The organism is Kitasatospora sp. GAS204B, from assembly GCF_029892155.1.
GTDB lineage: Bacteria > Actinomycetota > Actinomycetes > Streptomycetales > Streptomycetaceae > Kitasatospora.
Genome location: NZ_JARZAG010000010.1, coordinates 62,507 through 80,426 on the forward strand (window position 1 = coordinate 62,507; position 17,920 = coordinate 80,426).

Below are 17,920 nucleotides of genomic sequence, written 5' to 3' on the forward strand. Positions count from 1 at the left end.
GAATCCCAGCAGACTCAGAAAGGCGGTGGTCCGAGATGACGGACGCCGGTTACGCGGTTGCCACCCATATCTTCACGGTCAAGCTCGGTGCCTACGAGGTGGAGACCGTCCAGGAGGTGAGCGGGCTCTCCTTCGAGCTCGACTCGATCGACCACGCCGAGGTGACCAGCGCCGGCAAGCTGCTGGTCCGCAAGCTCGCGGGTGCGCGCAAGGGCGGCGAGGTCACGATTTCCCGCGGCGTCGACACCAGCTCGACCTTCACCGAGTGGCTCAAGAAGTCACTGATCAGCGGCGACGTGGCCTCAGCCCGGCAGACGATCTCGATCATCATCAAGGACTCGGCGGACAAGACGATCCGAACGATCAACCTGCAGAAGGCATGGGCGAAGAAGTGGGAGGGGCCGACCCTCACGGCCGGCGGAGCCACGGCCGCCATCGAGAAGGTCACCCTGGTCTTCGAGGATGTTGACTTCGCATGAGGCGACGTACGGTCGCGGGCGGGGCAGCCGGGTTCGACCCCGAAGAGGCATTCGAGGAGGCCGCCCCGCCCGCGGTGGCAGCGGTCGAACCGCTGCGCACCGAGTTCGAGTTCGAGCTGCCGCGCGGCTACGTCGACGCGGGGGGCACGGTGCACCGGCACGGCTCGATGCGGCTGGCGACCGCGCGCGACGAGCTGATGCCGCTGATCGACCTGCGGGTGAAGAGCAACCCGGCGTACCTGACCGTGGTACTGCTCGGCACGGTGATCACCCGGCTCGGCACGCTGTCCGCCCCCGGGCCCGGCGTGGTGGAGGAGCTGTTCGCCTCCGACCTCGCCTTCCTGCAGGACTTCTACCGGCGGATCAACGCGGAGGGGCACACCCGCGCCGCCGTGACCTGCCCGTCCTGCGAGAGCCCGTTCGAAGTCGACCTCGCGGGCGGGCGCCTGGGGGAATCGTGACGTACGCGGCCGACCGTCTGTACGAGGAGGCCGCGTACATCGCGTACCACTTCCACTGGCAGCAGGAGCAGATCCTCGACCTGACGCATGCCGAACGGGTGCGCTGGGTCGAGGAGATCGCGCGGATCAACACCAGGATCAACGAAGGATGAGTGAGCGGACGTGGCACTGCGAGACCGACTGGGACGGCGACGCCCCGGGCGCGCGCCCGCGGTGGACGCGTCCGGATCCGCGCCGGTGGACGGGCCGGTGGACGGGCCCGTGGACGCACCTGTCGACGCACCGGCGGCCACCGTGGGCGACCACGCGGGTGGCGGAGCTGCCCGGGCCGAGTGGCGTGCGCTGCCCGCGATCCAGCGGGCCTCGGCGGGCGCCGGGCCGGCCTCGGGCGACCTGGACGACCCCGACCGGTTCGTGAGCCGGCTGGCGACCCGGCAGAACCCCTCCTTTCACGGCTCGCTCGGCCACCTGGTCAGCTCCTCGGCACCGGCCGGCCTGCTGCACGGCGTGCTGCGCCCGGTGACCGGGGTGCCGGTGCAGCGGGCGGGCGAGGAGGCGTTGAGCTATGTGCGGCCGCTGCCCGAGCAGGCGGCGGCCGGGGCGAGCGGGGGCGGTTACCCGGACGGCGCGGGTGACGGTGGAGCGGGTGACGGTGGAGCGACTCATCGGACCGTCGAAGCCCGCGCAGGCCAGTCGCCCGCGCTGCCGCGGCTCGCGGTGCAGCGCGCGACGGTCGGCGGCCGGGCTGCGGCCGGAGCCGGAGCCGGGGCCGGAGCCGGTACGGCGGGACGTGACGGCAGGAGTGCCGCTCCGGCAAGGCCGTTGACGACGGCTCAGCCGGTCGCCGGGAACGCGCGGGCGCTGCCCGCGCTGCCGCTCACGGTGGCCAGCGCGCACCGGGGCCACGGGGCGACCGGCGGGCCGCCCCCGCCCCCGCCCCCGGCATCACCATCGGCGTCAGCACCTGGCGGGACATCTCCGGTGTCCCGTAGCGGACTTGGTGCCCCCATGACCGCAGTGCCGAGCTCGGCGGTGCCGGCTCTCCCCCTGGGGCCGGCTGCCGGGTCGGCCGAATCGGCGGCGGGCGGGCCCGCGCTCGTGCAGCGGGCCGTTCGCCCGGCCCCAACGGCCGTTGCCGCGAGCCCGGTCGCTCAGCCGAGCCCACCCGCCGCGCCGGAGTCGCCGAAGTTGCCGCAACGGCGGGTCGGCCTGGGCAAGCCGCTGTCGGCGTTGCCGCAGACGGCAGCCGTGCCGAGCCCGCCGACGGGTCCGGGCTCGCCCGTCCAGCGCAGTGCCACGCAGGGCGCGGACTCGAGCACGCGTGCGGCTGCGAGCGCGGTTGCTGCAAGCACACCAGCTTCGAGCGCGCCTGCATCGACCGTGCCTGCATCGAGCGCGCCTACGGCCGCAGTTGTGCAGCGCAGCGCAGCGGCGGCGTCGGGCGCGGACCGGGCCGCTGCCCCGGAAGCCGTCGCACCGCTGATCGGTGCGGACGGCGCGGGCCGCGCGGCCGTGGTGCAGCGCAGTGCCGACGGGGCGGGCACACCTGCGCAGGCCGCGCCGGTGCCGCCGGCAACGCCGTTGGTGACGGGTGACCGCTCGGGGCGCGCCGGCGCCGGCGCAGCCGCAGACGGACCGGGCGGCGCGGCCGGCGTGGCCAGCGCAAGCGCGGTGCAGCGCAGTGCGGACAGTGCACCTGCCGGTGGGCGGGCCGCGACGCCGGTGGTGCCGCTGGTGCAGGCGGCTCGGCGGGCGCCTGCCACCGCTGCGGCGGCCGGCAGCAGCACCCCCTCCGTGCAGCGACGCACCGAACGACCCGTGCCCAGCGTTCAGTTGCTCTCCTCCCGGCCGATCGCCCCGCTGCTCACAGCGGAGAGCGGCCCGGCGGCGGCCGGCACGGGGCCGGCGAGCCCGGCGACGCCCGCGGCGGTGCCGCTGCGGTGGCTCCGGCCGGCAGGCGAGTCCGCCACGGCCGCAGGCGCCGGGGCACCGGCGGGCCCGACGAGTGACGGATCTTCAGCACGGCGCGCCACGAGCACGGTGGCAGGTGCGCACGTTGCCGACTCCGGCGTAACGGCGCAGCGCGCGGATTCGCGTGCCACCGCTCGTGCCACCGCCCGTGCCGCCTCGGCGGTCCAGCGACGACTCGGGCACACCGGGCGGTCGGCGGCGGCCGAGAGCCCGGCCGAACCGAGCGGCGCGCCCGTCGTGCAGCGGCGCGGTGCGCGCGGTGGTCGGGCAACGGCGGCCGGGAGCGCACCGGAATCGGGGGGCAGCACCGGTGCGTCGCGGTCGCCGGCCGGCGTCGTCTCGGCGGTTCAGCGCCGGATCGGACGCACTGGTCGGGCTTCGGCCGCCGAGGGCAGCGCTACGCAGGGCGGGTCGGCGGTCAGCGCCTCCTCCGTCGTCCAGCGGCGCGGTACCCGCACCGCGCGGGCTTCGGTGGCCGCGAGCGCGCCGGAGCCGGGCGACAGCACCCCGGGCACCGGCGCCACGCCGGTGGTGCAGCGCCTGGCCGACCCGGGCAACGGTGCGTCGCAAGAGCCGATCGCCGGCGGCGACGTGCGGCCGAGCCCGGGACACCCCGCTTCGGGCGGCTTCCGCGCCGTCGCCCAGCGCGCCCTCGCCCGCCGCACCACCCGGGAAGCGACACAGGCTCAGGCCCAGGCCCACGGCACGGGAGCCCCAGCCGCAGCCACCGCCACAGCCACAGCCACAGCCACCGCCATGACGGCGCAACGCCGGACAGCCCCGTCCTCCCCAGCGACGCCCACAGCCCCCGCCACCCCGCCCGTGCAGCGCCGCGCCCAGCAGACCACTCCCCCCGTCCCACTGCGCCCCGCCGCCCCCACCACCCCCACGCCCACGTCCACCCCCACCACCCCTCCCACCCCCCTCCCCGCGGCGGCCCCCCACCGTCAGACCGCGAACTGGGCGCCTCCGGTCCCGCAGTCCGCGGGCGGCCCGGGTCGATCGGCCGGCCCCGCGGCGCCGATGGTCCAGCGGCTGCGGGAGCACCCGGTCACGAGCGCGCCGGCCGCCCCGCCGGCCGTTCCCGTGGTGCTCCGCAAGGTGCAGCAGCCGACCCCGCCCGCGCCCCCCGCCCCCACCGGCGCCACGACCGTGCAGCTCTTCGGCCACTCCCCCGCGCCCCACACCCCGAGCACCCCCACCCGAGCCAGCTCGACCACCGCCACCACGTCCACCGCCACCCCCGACAACGCGCCCCAGTCGCCCGCCCCGGACGGCGCGGGCGTGCTCGCCGCCCTCGATCGCGGCCATCTCGACGAGCTGGCCCGGCGGTTGGCCGGCCCGATCGGCCGGCTGCTGCGCTCGGAGCTGCGTCACGGCCGCGAGCGGGCCGGCCGCCTGACGGACGGCGGGCGATGAACGAGACCGCACCACCACCCGCAGGAGCGACCCGATGAGTACCCCCGACCCCGGAACCAGCGTCCACTTCCGCCTCCAGTTCACCGGCGTCGACCTCGGCGTCTTCACCACGTGCAGCGGCCTGGGTGCGCAGGTGGAGGTGGAGCAGCGTCCGGAGGGCGGCAACAACGGGTTCGTCTGGCAGTTGCCCACCCGGGTGAGCTACCCCAACGTGACGATGACCCGGGGCCTGACCGCGGACAGCGCCAAGATCGCCGCCTACCTGGCGAGCCTTCAGCAGAAGGTCACCCGGGGCACGGCGCAGATCACCGCGCTCACCGCGAACCTGCAGTCGCCGATCGCCACCTGGTCGCTGCGCGAGGTGATCCTGGTGCGCTGGAGCGGGCCGTCCTTCGACCCCGGCCGCTCCGAAGCGGCCGTCGAGACCATCGAGATCGCGCACCACGGCTTCATCTGAGCATCGAGCGGCCCACCACCGACCGCCCGCAGCCACCCACCACCCACCACCCACCACCCACCACCCACCACCCACCAGCAGAACGAGGGGAGCGGAGACCATGACCGTCGCGCCGGCCAAGGCCATCCTGACGGCTTACGAGCCACCGAAGACCCCGGGCGCCATGCCCGGCGGCAAGATCGGCAGCCCGGTCACCTTCCAGTTCAACCCGCACACCCTCGCGATGAGCAAGGGCGCGCGCTGGCTGCAGAATCCGGCCGCCAAGTCGCCGGAGGTGGGCACCCCCGAGTTCCAGGGTGCCGAGCCGCGCCGCCTGAACGTCGAGCTCTTCCTGGACGCGACGGCCACCCACGACGACAGCGTGGCCCGGGCGGTGGACACCGTGCTCGGCTGGTGCACCCCGACCGAGGCCTCGATCGCGGCCAAGGCGCCCTGCCCGCCGCGTGTGGTGTTCACCTGGGGGACGTTCCAGGCGGTGACCTTCGCCGGCTACCTGGAGAGCGTCAACGCGACCTTCACGCTCTTCGACACCGACGGCAAGCCGCTGCGCGCGACCTGCACGGTGGCACTCGCCGAGTCCGGCGAGCCGACACCGGGTCAGAACCCCACCTCGGGCGCGCTGACAGCGCGCCGGGTGCACCGGCTGGTCGGCGGCGACAGCCTGGAGATGCTCGCGTACCAGGAGTACGGCGACGCCACCGCCTGGCGCCGGATCGCGGAGGCGAACGACATCGACGACCCGATGCGGCTGCGGCCGGGCACCGAGGTCCTGGTGCCCTCCGGCACCGAGCGCCGGGCGGGGGCGGCCTGATGGGCGCCGACACCAGCGGCTTCGAGATCGGCGTCCCCGGCGCGCTGCCACCGGTCTGGGACTCCGCTCCGATGGACATCCTGGTGGAGGAGGGCGGCGGGCTCGCCGCCGTCGCCGTGGTGCGGTTCCTCGACCCGAGCCGCGCGCTGCTGGCGCAGACCGGGATCACCATCGGCGCGCTCTTCACGATCCAGGCCAAGCGCGACTCCGGCTCGCCGCTGGAGCCGCTGTTCACCGGCGAAGTGGTCGCGCTGGAGGCCGAGTTCGACGGCGCCGGCAGCTTCACCACGGTGCGCGCGATGGACGTCTCGCACCGGCTGCGGCGCGGGCGGCGGATCGCGGGCTATCCGCAGAGCACCGCCTCCGACATCGCCGCCGAGGTGGCCGAGAAGGCCGGCATCGGCCAGGTGCAGATCGACGCCACCACGATGGTGTATCCGTACGCCACCCAACCCAACGTCTCCGACTGGGACTTCCTGCAGGGGCTGGCGCTGGAGAACGACCGCGAGATGGTGGTCGAGAACGGCATCTTCCACTTCCGCAAGCCGGTGGCGGCCACCGGTGCCCCCGATCCGTCGACCGATGCGGACAAGAACCCGTTCGTGGTGGAGCTGGGCAAGACGACCCGGTCGGTGCGGGCTGCGGCGACCTCGGTGAACCAGGTCTCCGCGGTGGAGGCGCGGGGCTGGGACGTGGGCGCCAAGAAGGCGGTCGGCTACCGGGCCCCGGTGGTGCCGAGCGTGGGGCAGCAGCTCGGGCTGACCCCGGCGGCGGCCACCGCGAAGTTCCCGCCGGCCGACCTGGTGGTGGCCGACGTGCCGTACGGGACGGACGCCGAGGTGACCGCGGTGGCGACCGCGCTGGCCGCCGAGAACGCCGCCGCCCTGGGCGAGTTCGAGATCTGCGTCGACGGCAACCCGCAGCTGCGGGTCGGCACCCCGGTCGCCCTCGGCGGGGCGGGCACGCCGTTCGACGGGCGCTACACGATCACCGCCGTCTCGCACAGCTACCTGCGCGGGCTCGGCTACGAGACCCGGGTCACGGTCAGCGGGCGCCAGGACCGCACGCTCTTCGGTCTGGCCACCGGCGCCTCGGCCCCGGCCCGCTCGCCCCGGGTCCCGTCGGTGGCGATCGGTGTGGTGGTGGACGTGCTGCGGCCCGGGCAGATCCCGGCCGACGGCTACGGCGAGCAGGCCAAGCAGGGCTGGGTGAAGCTCAAGTTCCCCTGGCTGTCGGACAGTCCGGCCGAGGGCACGCCCGTGTACGTGACCGACTGGGTGCGCACGGTGCAGCTCGGCGGGGTCGGCGGCGGCGGCCTGTTCTGCCCGGAGATCGACGACGAGGTGCTGGTCGCCTTCGAACAGGGGCTGCTGGACCGCCCGGTGGTGCTCGGCGGGCTCTACAACGGCAAGGACAGCCCGTCCCCGGCCAGCGGCCAACTCATCGACCCCTCGGGCAAAGTGGCCGGCCGAACGCTCTCCTCGCGCAACGGCGACCGGCTGGAGCTGCAGGGCGCCATGGGCGAGGGCAAGGGCGTGCTGATCTCCACCGGCGACAACGGGTTGACGGTCCGGCTGGACCGGCAGCAGACCGAGATCACCGTGGACAGCAAGGGCAAGGTCACCATCCGCGGCGCCACCGGGATCACCCTGGACGCGGGAGCCGGTCCGCTCAGCCTCAGCGGCGGGAGTGTCTCGATCAAGGGAGAGGCCGAGGTCAGCGTCAACGCGCCGCTCATCAAGCTCAACTGACGTCACGTCAACTCGGCCGACCAGGCGGCCGCGTCATCTTGCCAGCACCGCAGCAGAACAAGGGAGTACGACCGATGCCGCCGGCCGCGAGGGTGGGGGACCCCATCAGCCATGAGTACATACCCGAGGTGGGCGGGCTGCCGAACGGGACGGTCGGCTTGCCCGGCGGCCAACTGCTGCCCCCGATGCCGGTCTTCGAGCCGCTGCTCGGCGTGCCCTCGGTGCGGATCGGTGGCGCACCGGCCGCCGTGGTCGGTGCCGAGTGCCTCTGCGCCCTGCACGCCGAGATCGAGCCCAACGTGATCCTGCCCGCGCTCTCACTGGGCAGCCAGGTGCTGATCGGCGGGTTCCCGGCGGCGCGCGAGGGCGACAAGGCGCTCTGCCAGGCGTCGGTCAGCTTCGGCGACCCCACCGTGCTGATCGGGGGTGCCTGAGATGCCCCAGCAGTTCGTCGGCTCCGGCTGGGCGTTCCCGCTGCGCACCGACCCGACCGGGGCGATCGCCCTGGTCGACTCGGACCGCGAGATCGTCGAGTCGATCCGGCTGGTCCTGGGCACCGCGCCCGGCGAGCGGCCGATGCGGCCCGAGTTCGGCTGCGGCGTCCACGACTACGTCTTCGCACCGACCGACGCCGACACCGCCGGGCGGATCTCCGCCGAGGTGCGCCGCTCGCTGGACCGCTGGGAGCCCCGGGTCGAGGTCGACTCCGTCGACGTCTCCTACGACCGGGTCGAGACCGGCACCCTCTACATCGACATCCGCTACACCGTGCGCGGCACCAACAACCCGCGCAGCCTGGTCTTCCCCTTCTACGTGATCCCCGAGCATGAGCAGGAGAGCTCCCACTGATGTCCCTGCCCGCGCCCAACCTGGACGACCGCCGTTTCCAGCAACTAGTCGACGAGGCCAAACGGTTCGTCCAGCAACGCTGCCCGGAGTGGTCGGACCACAACGTCTCCGACCCGGGCGTGACGCTGATCGAGGCGTTCGCGCACATGACCGACCAACTGATCTACCGGCTGAACCGGGTGCCCGAGAAGAACTACCTCGCCTTCCTGGACCTGATCGGCGTCAAGCTCTTCCCCGCCTCGGCCGCCCGGGCCGGGCTGACCTTCTGGCTCTCCGCACCGCGCGAGGCCGAACTGCGCCTGCGCGAAGGGACCGAGGTCTCCACCGTCAGCACCGGGCAGGACGACCGGGTGGTCTTCGCCACCGAGCGCGAACTGGCCATCGTGCCATGCGAGTTCAGCGCGCTGCTGACCCAGCCGGCCGGTGGCCGGCCGAGCGACCGGACCGAGGAGCTGCTGGACGGCCGGGACGTCGCCTGCTTCACCGAGAGCCCGCAGGTCGGCGACGTGATGCTGCTCGGCCTGTCCGCCGCGGTGCCGAACTGCGCGGTGCTGCTCGCGCTGGACAGCGAGGTCGAGGGCGTCGGCGTCGACCCCCGGCAGCCGCCGCTGGTCTGGGAGGCCTACGACGGGGACACCTGGCTGCCCTGCGAGGTGGACAGCGACGGCACCGGTGGCCTGAACCGCCCGGGCGAGGTGGTGCTGCACGTGCCGGCCGGCCACGCGGTGGCCGCCGTCTCGGGCCGGCGGGCCGGCTGGCTGCGCTGCCGGACCGTCAGCAGCCGCCCCGGCCAGCCGTTCTACTCCGCCACACCGACCGTGCGCGCCGTCTCGGCCGGCACCGTGGGCGGGACCGTGGGCGCGCTGCACGCCGAGACCGTCGACGAGGAGTGGATCGGCGACTCCGGCGGGACCCCGGGGCAGCGCTTCCCGGTCGCCCGCCCGCCGGTACTGGCCGAACCCGGCCCGCTGGTGGTCGAGGTCGCCGACGGCGACGGCTGGCAGGAGTGGACGGAGGTCGAGACCTTCGGCGACACCGGCCCGGCGGACCCGCACTTCACGCTGGACCGCACCACCGGCGAGGTCGCCTTCGGACCGGCCGTGCGCGAGGCCGACGGCACGCTGCGCCACTACGGTGCGGTGCCCGCCAAGGGAGCCCGGATCAGGGTCCGCCGCTACCGCACCGGCGGCGGGCGGCGCGGCAATGTGGCGCGCGGCGCGCTGAGCGTGCTGCGCAGCTCGGTCCCCTACGTCTCCCGGGTGGCCAACCGGGAGGGCGCGACGGGCGGCGTGGACGGCGAGACGGTGCAGTCCGCGATGCTCCGCGGACCGGTCGAACTGCGCACCCAGGACCGGGCGGTGACCGCCGCCGACTACGAGCTGCTGGCCCGCCGGGCGGCGCCGTCCACGGCCCGGATCCGCGCGCTGGCGGCCGGCCCGGGCGCCGCGGAGGGCGGAGTGCGGGTGCTGGTGGTGCCCGGGGTGACCGCGGACGCGGGCGACCGGCTGCGCTTCGAGCAAATGGTGCCGCCGGACGACCTGCTCGACACCATCGCGCGCTACCTGGACGACCGGCGCCCGATCGGCGCCCGGCTGGTGGTGGAGCCGCCGTTCTACCAGGGCGTCACCGTGGTGGCCCGGGTGATGGCCCGGCGCGGGGTGCCGGTGGGGCAGGTCCGCGAGCGGGCACTGGACGCGCTCTACCGCTACCTCAACCCGCTGACCGGCGGCCCGGACGGCCAGGGCTGGCCGTTCGGCCGTCCGGTGCAGGCGGGCGAGGCGTACGCGGTGCTGCAGCGGCTGCCCGGCGTCGAACTCGTGGACCACGTCCAGCTGTTCCCGGCGAACCCGCTGACCGGTGAGCGCGGCGACCCGAGCGACCGGGTCGACCTGGACCGCAACGCGCTGGTCTTCTCGCACCAGCACCAGGTCAGGGTGGAGGAGCTGTGACGACCGCTGCCGTGCCGGCGGGTGAGCCGGACCCGGGCGGGCGCCGGGCGGTGGACGGCCTGGCCTCGCCGCACCCGCTGGGCGCCCGACTGCCCGGCGTCTACGCCGAGGACGACTTCACCCAGCGCTTCCTGGGCGCGTTCGACGACGTCCTCGCCCCGGTCCACGCGGTGCTGGACTGCATGGACGCCTACTGGACCCCGAGCCAGGCGCCGGCCGACTTCCTGGACTGGCTGGCCGGCTGGGTGGCCGCCGAGCACACCGCCCGCGTCGACGGCGAGCCGGTGCCGCTGGCCGAGCGCCGCTCGCTGGTGGCGCAGACCATCCCCGCACACCGACTGCGCGGCACCAACCGCGGCCTGGTCGAACAGCTGCGGCTGCTCGGGGTCGAGGCGGAGGTGCTCGACAGCGGCGGCTCCACCTGGTCCGCCACCCCGAACGGCCCGCTGCCCGGCACACCCCGGCCCGCGGTGCTGGTGCGGGTCCGGGCCGCGGGCGCGGTGCCGCTGCGCCGGATCGAGGCAGTGGTGGAACGCGAGCGCCCGGCCCACGTCGACTTCCGGGTCGAGGTGCTGCCCGAGTAGCCGGGGTCCGGTAGCCGGGGTCCGCTAGCCGGGCCGGGGATCAGTCCAGGGAGGCGAGCAGGCTGTCGTACTGCCGGCTCACCCGCTCCGAGGAGGCCAGGTCACCGGCCCGGTGGTAGGCGCCGATCAGCGCGCGCCAGGCTCCGTCGTGGAAGGGCTCGAGGCGCAGGCTGTACTCGGCCGCCTCCACGGCGGCCCCGGTCCGGCCGGCCGCGAGCTCGGCGTCCGCCAGCCAGGCGCCGACCTCGGCCGCCCGGGCCCGCAGCCGCTCCCGCTCCTGGACCACCCACTCGGCCGGGCCCTCCTCCGGCAGCAGGTCGCCGACGTACCAGGTGCGCGCGGTGCGCAGCGCGGTGAGGGCCACAGCCGCGTCGCGGGTCCGGTCGAGCGGCCGGGCCGCGTCCGCCGCGCGTTCGAACTCACGCACGTCGCTGACCACCTGGTCCTCCTGCTGCGCTCCCAGCGCCAGTCCGTAGGCGTCACCGGTGCGGCAGAGCAGCCCCGCGCCCAGCAGTTCGCGCAGGCGCGAGACGGTGACCTGGAGGTTGCGGATCCCGGTGACACGAGGCAGGTCGGGCCAGAACGCCTCCAGCAGGACCTCGCGGTGCACGGGTCGACCACCGTTCATCGCCAGCAGCCGCAGCAGCCGCCGGGTCTTGGGGCGGGCCGCCGAGCAGTCCACCGGCGCCCCGGCGATCAACATCCGGAAGCCACCCAGGCAGCGCAGCTCCAGCAGCGGCGGAGCCGACCGCCGTCGGTCGACGATCAGCGGCACGACGACCGGCGGCACGACGCCCTGGCCGGACAGGCCCGACGAATCCGACGGGTCGGGCAGCGCGGGTACGGGTACGGGTACCGTCGGCGTATCAGGACTGCCGAGGCGACCGGTGACGCCCCGCGCACCGGGGCGGGCGAGCGGGATGGTCACTCCCGCCGGCCGACCGAGCCCGGTGCCCGCCGCCGCATCGCGGGCGAGCGCAGCGGCTCGGTCGTGCAGCCGGGCGGCCGAGCCGACCGGCTGGTGGCGGGCCACCGCGTCGCCGAGCACCGGGTGTCGGAAGGTCAGCGTCCCTCCAGGGGCCAGCAGTTCGGCCCGGAAGAGCAGGTCGGCCGCCTCGACCGCGCGCTCCGGCGCCAGCCCGGCGACCTGCGCGGTCCACGCCGGGCTCGCCTGCCCACCCAGCACCGCCAGCGCCCCGGCCAGCTGCCAGGCCGCGCTGCCCGGACCACCGGCCATCGCCTGCACGTGCTGCGCCACGCTCTGCGGCGCGTACCGGGGCAGCAGGCCGGCGCCGACCCGGTCGGGGGCGACCTCGTGCTCGGCCAGCTCGGTGAGCAGCGCCTCCAGCAGCCGGGGGTTGCCGCCGGTGCGGCGCAGGCACTCGGTGACGAAGCCGGGATCGGGGTCGCCGGGCAGGATCTCGCACACCAGCTGTTCGGCGTCGTTGCGGTCCAGGCCGCGCAGCTGCAGTTGCCGGAGCTCCGTCACCAGGTCGCGGCAGGGCTCGGGGTGACTGGCCGGCAGGTCGCCGCGGATCGAGGCGAGCAGCACCACGCGCAACCCGGCCAGCCGGTGCCGCAGGTGGCTGAGCGCCTGCAGCGACCAGGTGTCGCACCAGTGCAGGTCGTCCACCAGCAGCAGGACCGGTCGCTCCAGTTGTGCCGCGGTCACCCGCCGGGCGAAGCCGGTGGCGGTCTGCGGCAGCGAGCCCAGATCCTCCAGCAGCTGGCGCACCGCCGAGAACTGCTCCTGGTGGCCCTGCGGGTGGCAGCGAGCCCGGGCCGTGCGGAAGCCGGCGCCGGTGGCGGCGAGTGCGGCCTCGGCGAGGAAGGTGGTCCGGCCGATGCCGCACTCGCCGCGCACCAACAGAGCCCCCGCGGTGCCCGAACGGGCAGCTTCGAGGGCTCTCAGCACGGTCTGCGCCGGTCCGACCGGCCGCGCCGCGCCGACCGGGGCGTAGCGGGGGAGGTGACCGGTCGCGATCGTGTCCTGCACGGAGGCGTCCTTCCCTGTGTCGACTCACGGCTGCCCAACGGTTCAAGCAAAGCAGCGTGGGTGACGGTGGAACAGGAAGAACAGCTAGCGGAAGTAGGTCCGGTCCGCCGGCGACCGGCTCGGGGCCGACCACCGGCGGACCCGTTCCGCACCGGCCTCAGCCGGTGTACAGGCCGGGCCAGCCCGAGGCGTTGATGACGCCGGGCTGCGTGTTGTAGTCCTTGACCCAGCCGCCGACCAGCGCGTTCACCATGTTCGTGGTCCCCGAGGTGCCGGCCGGGGGGTGCACGTCCTGCTGGTACTGGTGGATCCCCTGGGTGTTGTAGCCCGCGGTCGGGTTGGCCGTCGCGTGCCTCAGGTTGGCCATGACCTGCTGGAGGAAGGTGGCCTCGGTGTTCAGGTCGTTCTGGCTGAGGCTGTCCTGGTCGGCCCAGACCAGGGCCGCGTTGGTGCAGGCGTTCTCCCAGGTGGTCTTGTCGCCCTCGACGTTGTCCGGCGTGCCGATCACCGGGAACATGATCATCGCGGTGATGGTGGCCCGCCCGAGGGCGCCCTTCGGATCGCTCGCCCCCAGGTTCCCGGGGTGCTGCGCGTTGCGGTCGGTGGCCGCCTGGAAGCAGGCGATCTGGGCGGCGGTGGCCTGGTCGAGCACCCCCGGGGTGACGGCCGCGGTCAGCTTGCACGGGTTGTTGCTGGACAGACTCGCCAGCCGCTGCTGGGCGAACTGCACGATCAGGTTGGCCGGGGTCCTGCTCGTCGTGGTGATCGGCAGGGCGAGCCCCGACGGAGCCGCGGCACCACCGCCGCCACCGCCACCACCGCCGCCACCACCGCCGCCACCGCCACCGGCCGGCTGCTGGGCCGGCTGAGCCGGCGGGTTGCCACCACCGCCGCCGCCACCGCCACCGCCGCCGCCACCGCCAGGGGCCTGGAGCGGGGCCGGGTTCTGCGCCGGAGCGACGTTGCCGCCCCCGGCGGGCACCGACAGCGGAGCGCCCGGGTCGGTGCTCGGCTGCCCGACCGGCGTCTGCGGCAGGGTGCTGGGCGCGCCCGCGGCCTGGGCCGCGGCGCCCGTGGTGGGGATCGCCGACGGGGCGACCGTCGCGGCGACCTCCGCGGCCCTGGTGCTCACGTGGGGCGCGGCCGCCAGCCACAGGGCGACCGCCGCCGCCGTCAGCACCGCGAGGACCGCCATGAACCGCATGATCCACCGGGGCAGCAGCGCGCCCTGCATCCAGGTGCCGTCGACCGTGGTCGGCTCGAACCCGGAGCGCTGCACCGCGATGCCGAACGGCAGGTCCTGCTTGCCGCCGATCCAGCGCCGCTGCTTCGGGCGCATCGTGACCTTGGCGAACGCCGCCCGCCCGGGGGCGATCTGGACCGAGGACGGCTGCAGCTCGAAGTCCAGCTGGTCGGCGCGGTCGCGGCCCACCAGCGAGGCGGTCAGCGGGGTGTTGCCGAGGTTGTCCAGCGCCAGCCGCGGGCGCCCGCGCAGCCGGCCCCGGGAGACCGGCGGTAGCAACTCGGCGAAGAACTCGGTGAACGGCGTGATCGACAGCATCCCTTCGACCACCACGGTCGCGTCGGGTTGCTCGACGGGCAGCACCTGCACGCCGTACGGGTTGGGCCCGGCGGTGGCGTCAGGGGTGCGCGGCGGGACGAAGGTCAACTCGACCGTGCCGCTGGTGCCCGGGTACAGCTTCAGCGTGGCGGGCTCGACCCGAACCCACAGGGCCGGGTCACCCACCAGCTGGATGCGGTACTCCTCGACGACGTCGCCGGTATTGCGCAGCCGCAAGGCCACGGTGGTGCTCGCGCCGGCGTCGACCGTTGCCGACGCGGGTTCCAGGGAGGTCCAGATACTCACCGTCGAACGGTAGCCACCACCGCCTCCAGCCAGGATGGTCCAACGGGTCGCCACTCGGGCAACGCTGACTGCCCGTCCGGGCAGATCCACCGATCATCGGCGGCCGCGCCGTGGTTCAGGCGATGAGCAGGCGCAGGCCGAGATCTGCCGCGTCGAGGTCGGCGAGGTCGCCGTTGCGCTCGGCCCACCGGCCGGAGTCGAGGTCGTCGCCGAGGCTTCGAACCGCCCGGCGCTCGGCCTGCGGCCCGACCTTCGTCCACACCGACATCGCACGGCGCACGTGATCCTCCAGATACGCCCCCGGCCGGCGCCAGTACGCCTCGAACAGACCGTCAGCGCAGTCCCACGGGACGGGCACCGGCTCAGCGCGGGCGCCGATCGCGTCGGCCATCCCAGCGAGCGAGGGGAACTCCGCGAGGACGGCGGCGAACTCGGACAGGTAGTCGCGGGTGAGCCAGAACCGGTCCAGCCAGCCGGGCTCGTCGGTGTCGAACGTGAGCACCACCACGCGCCGGGCCACCCGCCGCATCTCGCGCAGCCCCGCCATCGGGTCCCCCCAGTGGTGAACGGTGGAGACGGCCATCGCGACGTCGAAGGAGCGGTCCTCGAACGGCAGGCGCTCCGCGGCGGCGGCCACGCACGGCGCCGAGCCGGCAGGTCGCTGCCCCCGCATGACCGCCGACGGCTCCACCGCGATCACGTCGCGATCAGCGGGCTCGTAGGAGCCGGTGCCCGCCCCGACGTTCAGCACCGTCTGCGCGTCCCCCAGCGCGTCCCAGACCTGCGCGGCGATCCGCGGCTCGGTCCGCCGGGTTGCCGTGTAGGCGCCGCCGATCGCGTCGTACAGCCGTGCACCGAGCATCTCCAGTTGCTCCTCCGGTGTCACCTTCAGTCCCTTCGCTCGTGCCTCGAGTTCCCTGTCGATGGCCGCCACCATGGCGTCGGCGCGATCACGCCGCTCCAACAGCAGGCCGCGCAGTCGGCGCAGGTGCGCGACCGCGTCGGTGGACGGGTCGCCGACCAGGTCCGCGACCTCCCGCAGCCCGAAGCCCAACCGCCGGTAGGCCAGCACCTCCCGCAACCGCTCCACGTCGCCCTCCGAATAGGCCCGGTACCCGGCCAGGGTCCGCGCCGACGGCCGAACGAGCCCGATCCCGTCATAGTGATGCAGCGTGCGGACGCTCACGCCGGCCAGCTCGGCCACGCGTCCCACGGTCCAGTGATCTTCCACGGCACCGACTATGCGGCCTGACGCCACGTGAGGGTCAAGAGCCTCACTCAGGGCGGTCCGAGGCGACTCCCGCAAGCCGGTGCGGGCCCGGTTCGCCCCGCACGAATCTGCTGGCGGTGATCGCGCACAGGTGATGGACTGGCGGGCGGTGCTTGCCGATTGGACACAAGCGCCGCCAATTCGTCTACGCACATGGAGCATTCATGGCCCGCTCGTTCCGTTTCGGCGTCACCCTGCTCACCCCGGCCGCGCGGGGCGAGTGGCGCGAGAAGTGCCGCACAGCGGAGCTGCTCGGCTACGACGTGATCACGGTCTCCGACCACCTGGGCAGGCCGGCGCCGTTCCCCGCCCTGGTCGCCGCGGCCGAGGCCACCGAGCGTCCCCGGCTCGGCACGTTCGTGCTCGACTCGGGCTTCTGGAACCCGACACTGCTCGCCCGCGAGGTCGCCACCACGGACCAGCTCACCGGCGGCCGCCTCGAACTGGGGCTCGGCACCGGCTACTTGAAGGCGGAGCACGACGCGGCGGGCCTGCCCTTCGGCACGCCCGGCGAGCGCGTGACCCATCTCCAGCGCACGATCGAGGAGTTGGACCTTCGGTACGGCTCGGACGACTTCGCGCCGCAGCCGCTGCAGCGGCCCCGCCCGCCGCTGCTGATCGGCGGCAACGGGGACCGCGTCCTCAAGCTGACCGCCCGGCACGCCGAGATCGCCGCGTTCACCGGGGGGCGCGCGGACCCGAACGGCAAGCCGATCATGATCACGGCCGCGCAGCTGGACCAACGCGTGGCCGCGTACCAGCGCTTCGCCGCCGACCGCGCCGAGCCGGCCGAGCTGAACCTCCTGATCTACACGGTCATGGTCACCGACGACCGCCGGGCCGCCCTGCGGCGATCCCTCGGCAGCGTCCCGTACCTCACCATCCCGGACCTCACCGAGGACGAGGCCCTCGAGCTGCCGACCTTCCTCGTCGGCACGGTGCGACAGATGGCCGACCAGCTGCGGGCGCAGCGGGAGCGGTACGGCTTCACGTACATCACCGTCGTGGAGCCCGCCATGGCCGCCTTCGCCCCGGTCATCGAGGAGCTGCGCGGCGAGTGAGCGCCACCGCGCTCCACCCGGCGGAAATTCGTTTGGCGGACCCCCGCGACCCCTGCTACCTTTCCGGAGGCCGTGCGAGAGAACGAGGAGGTGGTACCCGTGAACGCAGTTTCGACATGGGTGCTCCTCTCCGAGGTCACGGTCGGGCGATAGGTCGTCCGGGAGCGCCGTTCAAGAGCCCTCCCGAAAGGCACGACCATGCACTTCACTTCCGAGCAGCGCCTCGACAACGGCGTCCTCGAACGCGAATTCACCCTCGGCGAGATCCCCGGCATCCTGTGGACGCCCGGATCCGCCTCCGCAACCGCACCGGCACCGCTGATCCTGCTCGGCCACCCCCCGCTCGGACTGCACAGGATGTACCCCCGACTGGTGGCGCGGGCCCTGCACGCTGCGGCGGATGGCTTCGCCGCGGCCACCATCGAGCTTCCCGGGAGCGGTGACCGGCCCCGTTGGCCCGCCGCCGATCAGGCTCGCGCCGACCTGCGCCGGGCCATGGAAGCCGGCGAGCCGGTCAGCGACGAGATCATCGACGCCCTGATCCTCCCGCTGGTCGAGAAGTCGGTCCCGGAATGGCAGGCCGCCCTGGATGCCCTCCTGTCGTTGCCCGAGATCGGCGGCCCGGTCGGGTACTCGGGGGGAGTGATCTCCATCGGCGTTCGCCTTGCGGTAGTCGAGCCGCGCATCGTGGCCGCCGGACTCTTCGCCGGGAGTTTCGTGCCTCGCGCCATGTTCGAGGAGGCGCGCCAGGTCACCATTCCGCTGCACGTCCTGCTGCAGTGGGACGATGAAGGCAACGACCGGCAGGCGGCCCTGGACCTGTTCGACGCCTTCGGCTCCAAGGAGAAGACGCTGCACGCCAACATGGGCGGGCACACCGGCGTCCCGCAGTTCGCCGGGGACGACGCGGCCGGGTTCTTCGCTCGGCACCTGAAGTGAGACCGGGCCGCCAGGCCGGCAGCAGCCGGTAGGCGGCGTCGGCCTGGACGTTGTTG

General features: G+C 74.2%; 19 protein-coding genes. 13 read left to right on the forward strand and 6 right to left on the reverse strand.

Features of this window, described 5'->3' with window-relative positions; all coding sequences use genetic code 11:
- Positions 1-35 precede the first annotated feature (35 nt).
- The 3 genes from P3T41_RS15845 to P3T41_RS15855 are packed head-to-tail and all read left to right on the forward strand — an operon-like array spanning position 36 to position 1,092.
- A complete protein-coding gene (locus tag P3T41_RS15845; RefSeq protein ID WP_280690488.1) occupies positions 36-479 on the forward strand; it encodes a phage tail protein in 444 nt (147 codons plus the stop codon).
- Positions 476-940 (forward strand): hypothetical protein, encoded by a 465-nt coding sequence (locus tag P3T41_RS15850; RefSeq protein ID WP_280690489.1) that lies wholly within the window; start codon positions 476-478, stop codon positions 938-940. The genes P3T41_RS15845 and P3T41_RS15850 overlap by 4 nt, the downstream gene beginning before the upstream one ends.
- The gene (locus P3T41_RS15855) at positions 937-1,092 is read left to right on the forward strand and encodes a DUF6760 family protein (RefSeq protein WP_280690490.1); all 156 of its coding nucleotides are present in this window, start codon (positions 937-939) and stop codon (positions 1,090-1,092) included. Before P3T41_RS15850 ends, P3T41_RS15855 begins: the two co-directional genes overlap by 4 nt.
- A gap of 999 nt (positions 1,093-2,091) precedes the next feature.
- Here the strand turns inward: P3T41_RS15855 and P3T41_RS15860 are convergent.
- The 3 genes from P3T41_RS15860 to P3T41_RS15870 all read right to left on the reverse strand — a co-directional run bounded on the left by P3T41_RS15860 (position 2,092) and on the right by P3T41_RS15870 (position 3,435).
- Entirely contained in the window at positions 2,092-2,727 is a 636-nt protein-coding gene (locus P3T41_RS15860; protein WP_280690491.1) for a hypothetical protein, read from the reverse strand.
- A gap of 42 nt (positions 2,728-2,769) precedes the next feature.
- Positions 2,770-2,910 (reverse strand): hypothetical protein, encoded by a 141-nt coding sequence (locus P3T41_RS15865; protein ID WP_280690492.1) that lies wholly within the window; start codon positions 2,908-2,910, stop codon positions 2,770-2,772.
- 348 nt (positions 2,911-3,258) lie between these two features.
- Positions 3,259-3,435: a hypothetical protein gene (locus P3T41_RS15870; protein ID WP_280690493.1), complete on the reverse strand. Its 177-nt coding sequence runs from the start codon at positions 3,433-3,435 to the stop codon at positions 3,259-3,261.
- A 232-nt stretch (positions 3,436-3,667) separates the two neighbouring features.
- Here P3T41_RS15870 and P3T41_RS15875 point away from each other — a divergent pair, with 232 nt between their 5' ends.
- The 8 genes from P3T41_RS15875 to P3T41_RS15910 all read left to right on the forward strand — a co-directional run bounded on the left by P3T41_RS15875 (position 3,668) and on the right by P3T41_RS15910 (position 10,731).
- A complete protein-coding gene (locus P3T41_RS15875) occupies positions 3,668-4,330 on the forward strand; it encodes a hypothetical protein (protein ID WP_280690494.1) in 663 nt (220 codons plus the stop codon).
- Between the two features lie 34 nt (positions 4,331-4,364).
- Positions 4,365-4,787: a phage tail protein gene (locus P3T41_RS15880; RefSeq protein WP_280690495.1), complete on the forward strand. Its 423-nt coding sequence runs from the start codon at positions 4,365-4,367 to the stop codon at positions 4,785-4,787.
- 100 nt (positions 4,788-4,887) lie between these two features.
- Complete coding sequence (locus P3T41_RS15885) at positions 4,888-5,598, forward strand: LysM peptidoglycan-binding domain-containing protein (RefSeq protein WP_280690496.1); 711 nt, start codon at positions 4,888-4,890, stop codon at positions 5,596-5,598.
- Positions 5,598-7,349 (forward strand): VgrG-related protein, encoded by a 1,752-nt coding sequence (locus P3T41_RS15890; RefSeq protein WP_280690497.1) that lies wholly within the window; start codon positions 5,598-5,600, stop codon positions 7,347-7,349. The genes P3T41_RS15885 and P3T41_RS15890 overlap by 1 nt, the downstream gene beginning before the upstream one ends.
- A gap of 74 nt (positions 7,350-7,423) precedes the next feature.
- Complete coding sequence (locus tag P3T41_RS15895) at positions 7,424-7,783, forward strand: PAAR domain-containing protein (protein WP_280690498.1); 360 nt, start codon at positions 7,424-7,426, stop codon at positions 7,781-7,783.
- A gap of 1 nt (position 7,784) precedes the next feature.
- Positions 7,785-8,198, forward strand: coding sequence for a GPW/gp25 family protein (locus tag P3T41_RS15900; RefSeq protein WP_280690499.1), 414 nt, complete (start codon positions 7,785-7,787; stop codon positions 8,196-8,198).
- Positions 8,198-10,147, forward strand: coding sequence for a putative baseplate assembly protein (locus tag P3T41_RS15905; RefSeq protein ID WP_280690500.1), 1,950 nt, complete (start codon positions 8,198-8,200; stop codon positions 10,145-10,147). The genes P3T41_RS15900 and P3T41_RS15905 overlap by 1 nt, the downstream gene beginning before the upstream one ends.
- Positions 10,144-10,731 carry a phage tail protein gene (locus P3T41_RS15910; RefSeq protein ID WP_280690501.1) on the forward strand — a complete coding sequence of 196 codons (588 nt, stop codon included), beginning with the start codon at positions 10,144-10,146 and terminating at the stop codon, positions 10,729-10,731. The genes P3T41_RS15905 and P3T41_RS15910 overlap by 4 nt, the downstream gene beginning before the upstream one ends.
- Before the next feature lie 40 nt (positions 10,732-10,771).
- On the opposite strand, the gene P3T41_RS15915 is transcribed toward P3T41_RS15910, so the two are convergent.
- From P3T41_RS15915 to P3T41_RS15925, 3 genes are all read right to left on the reverse strand, one after another.
- Positions 10,772-12,727 carry a BTAD domain-containing putative transcriptional regulator gene (locus tag P3T41_RS15915; protein ID WP_280690502.1) on the reverse strand — a complete coding sequence of 652 codons (1,956 nt, stop codon included), beginning with the start codon at positions 12,725-12,727 and terminating at the stop codon, positions 10,772-10,774.
- Between the two features lie 157 nt (positions 12,728-12,884).
- The gene (locus tag P3T41_RS15920) at positions 12,885-14,594 is read right to left on the reverse strand and encodes a peptidoglycan-binding protein (RefSeq protein ID WP_280690503.1); all 1,710 of its coding nucleotides are present in this window, start codon (positions 14,592-14,594) and stop codon (positions 12,885-12,887) included.
- Between the two features lie 115 nt (positions 14,595-14,709).
- Positions 14,710-15,807: a MerR family transcriptional regulator gene (locus P3T41_RS15925; protein ID WP_280690630.1), complete on the reverse strand. Its 1,098-nt coding sequence runs from the start codon at positions 15,805-15,807 to the stop codon at positions 14,710-14,712.
- A 221-nt stretch (positions 15,808-16,028) separates the two neighbouring features.
- Between P3T41_RS15925 and P3T41_RS15930 the strand changes: the two genes are divergently transcribed.
- On the forward strand, positions 16,029-16,925 hold the full coding sequence (locus tag P3T41_RS15930; protein WP_280690504.1) for a TIGR03621 family F420-dependent LLM class oxidoreductase: 897 nt from the start codon (positions 16,029-16,031) through the stop codon (positions 16,923-16,925).
- 198 nt (positions 16,926-17,123) lie between these two features.
- On the forward strand, positions 17,124-17,864 hold the full coding sequence (locus P3T41_RS15935) for an alpha/beta hydrolase (RefSeq protein WP_280690505.1): 741 nt from the start codon (positions 17,124-17,126) through the stop codon (positions 17,862-17,864).
- Positions 17,865-17,920 lie beyond the last annotated feature (56 nt).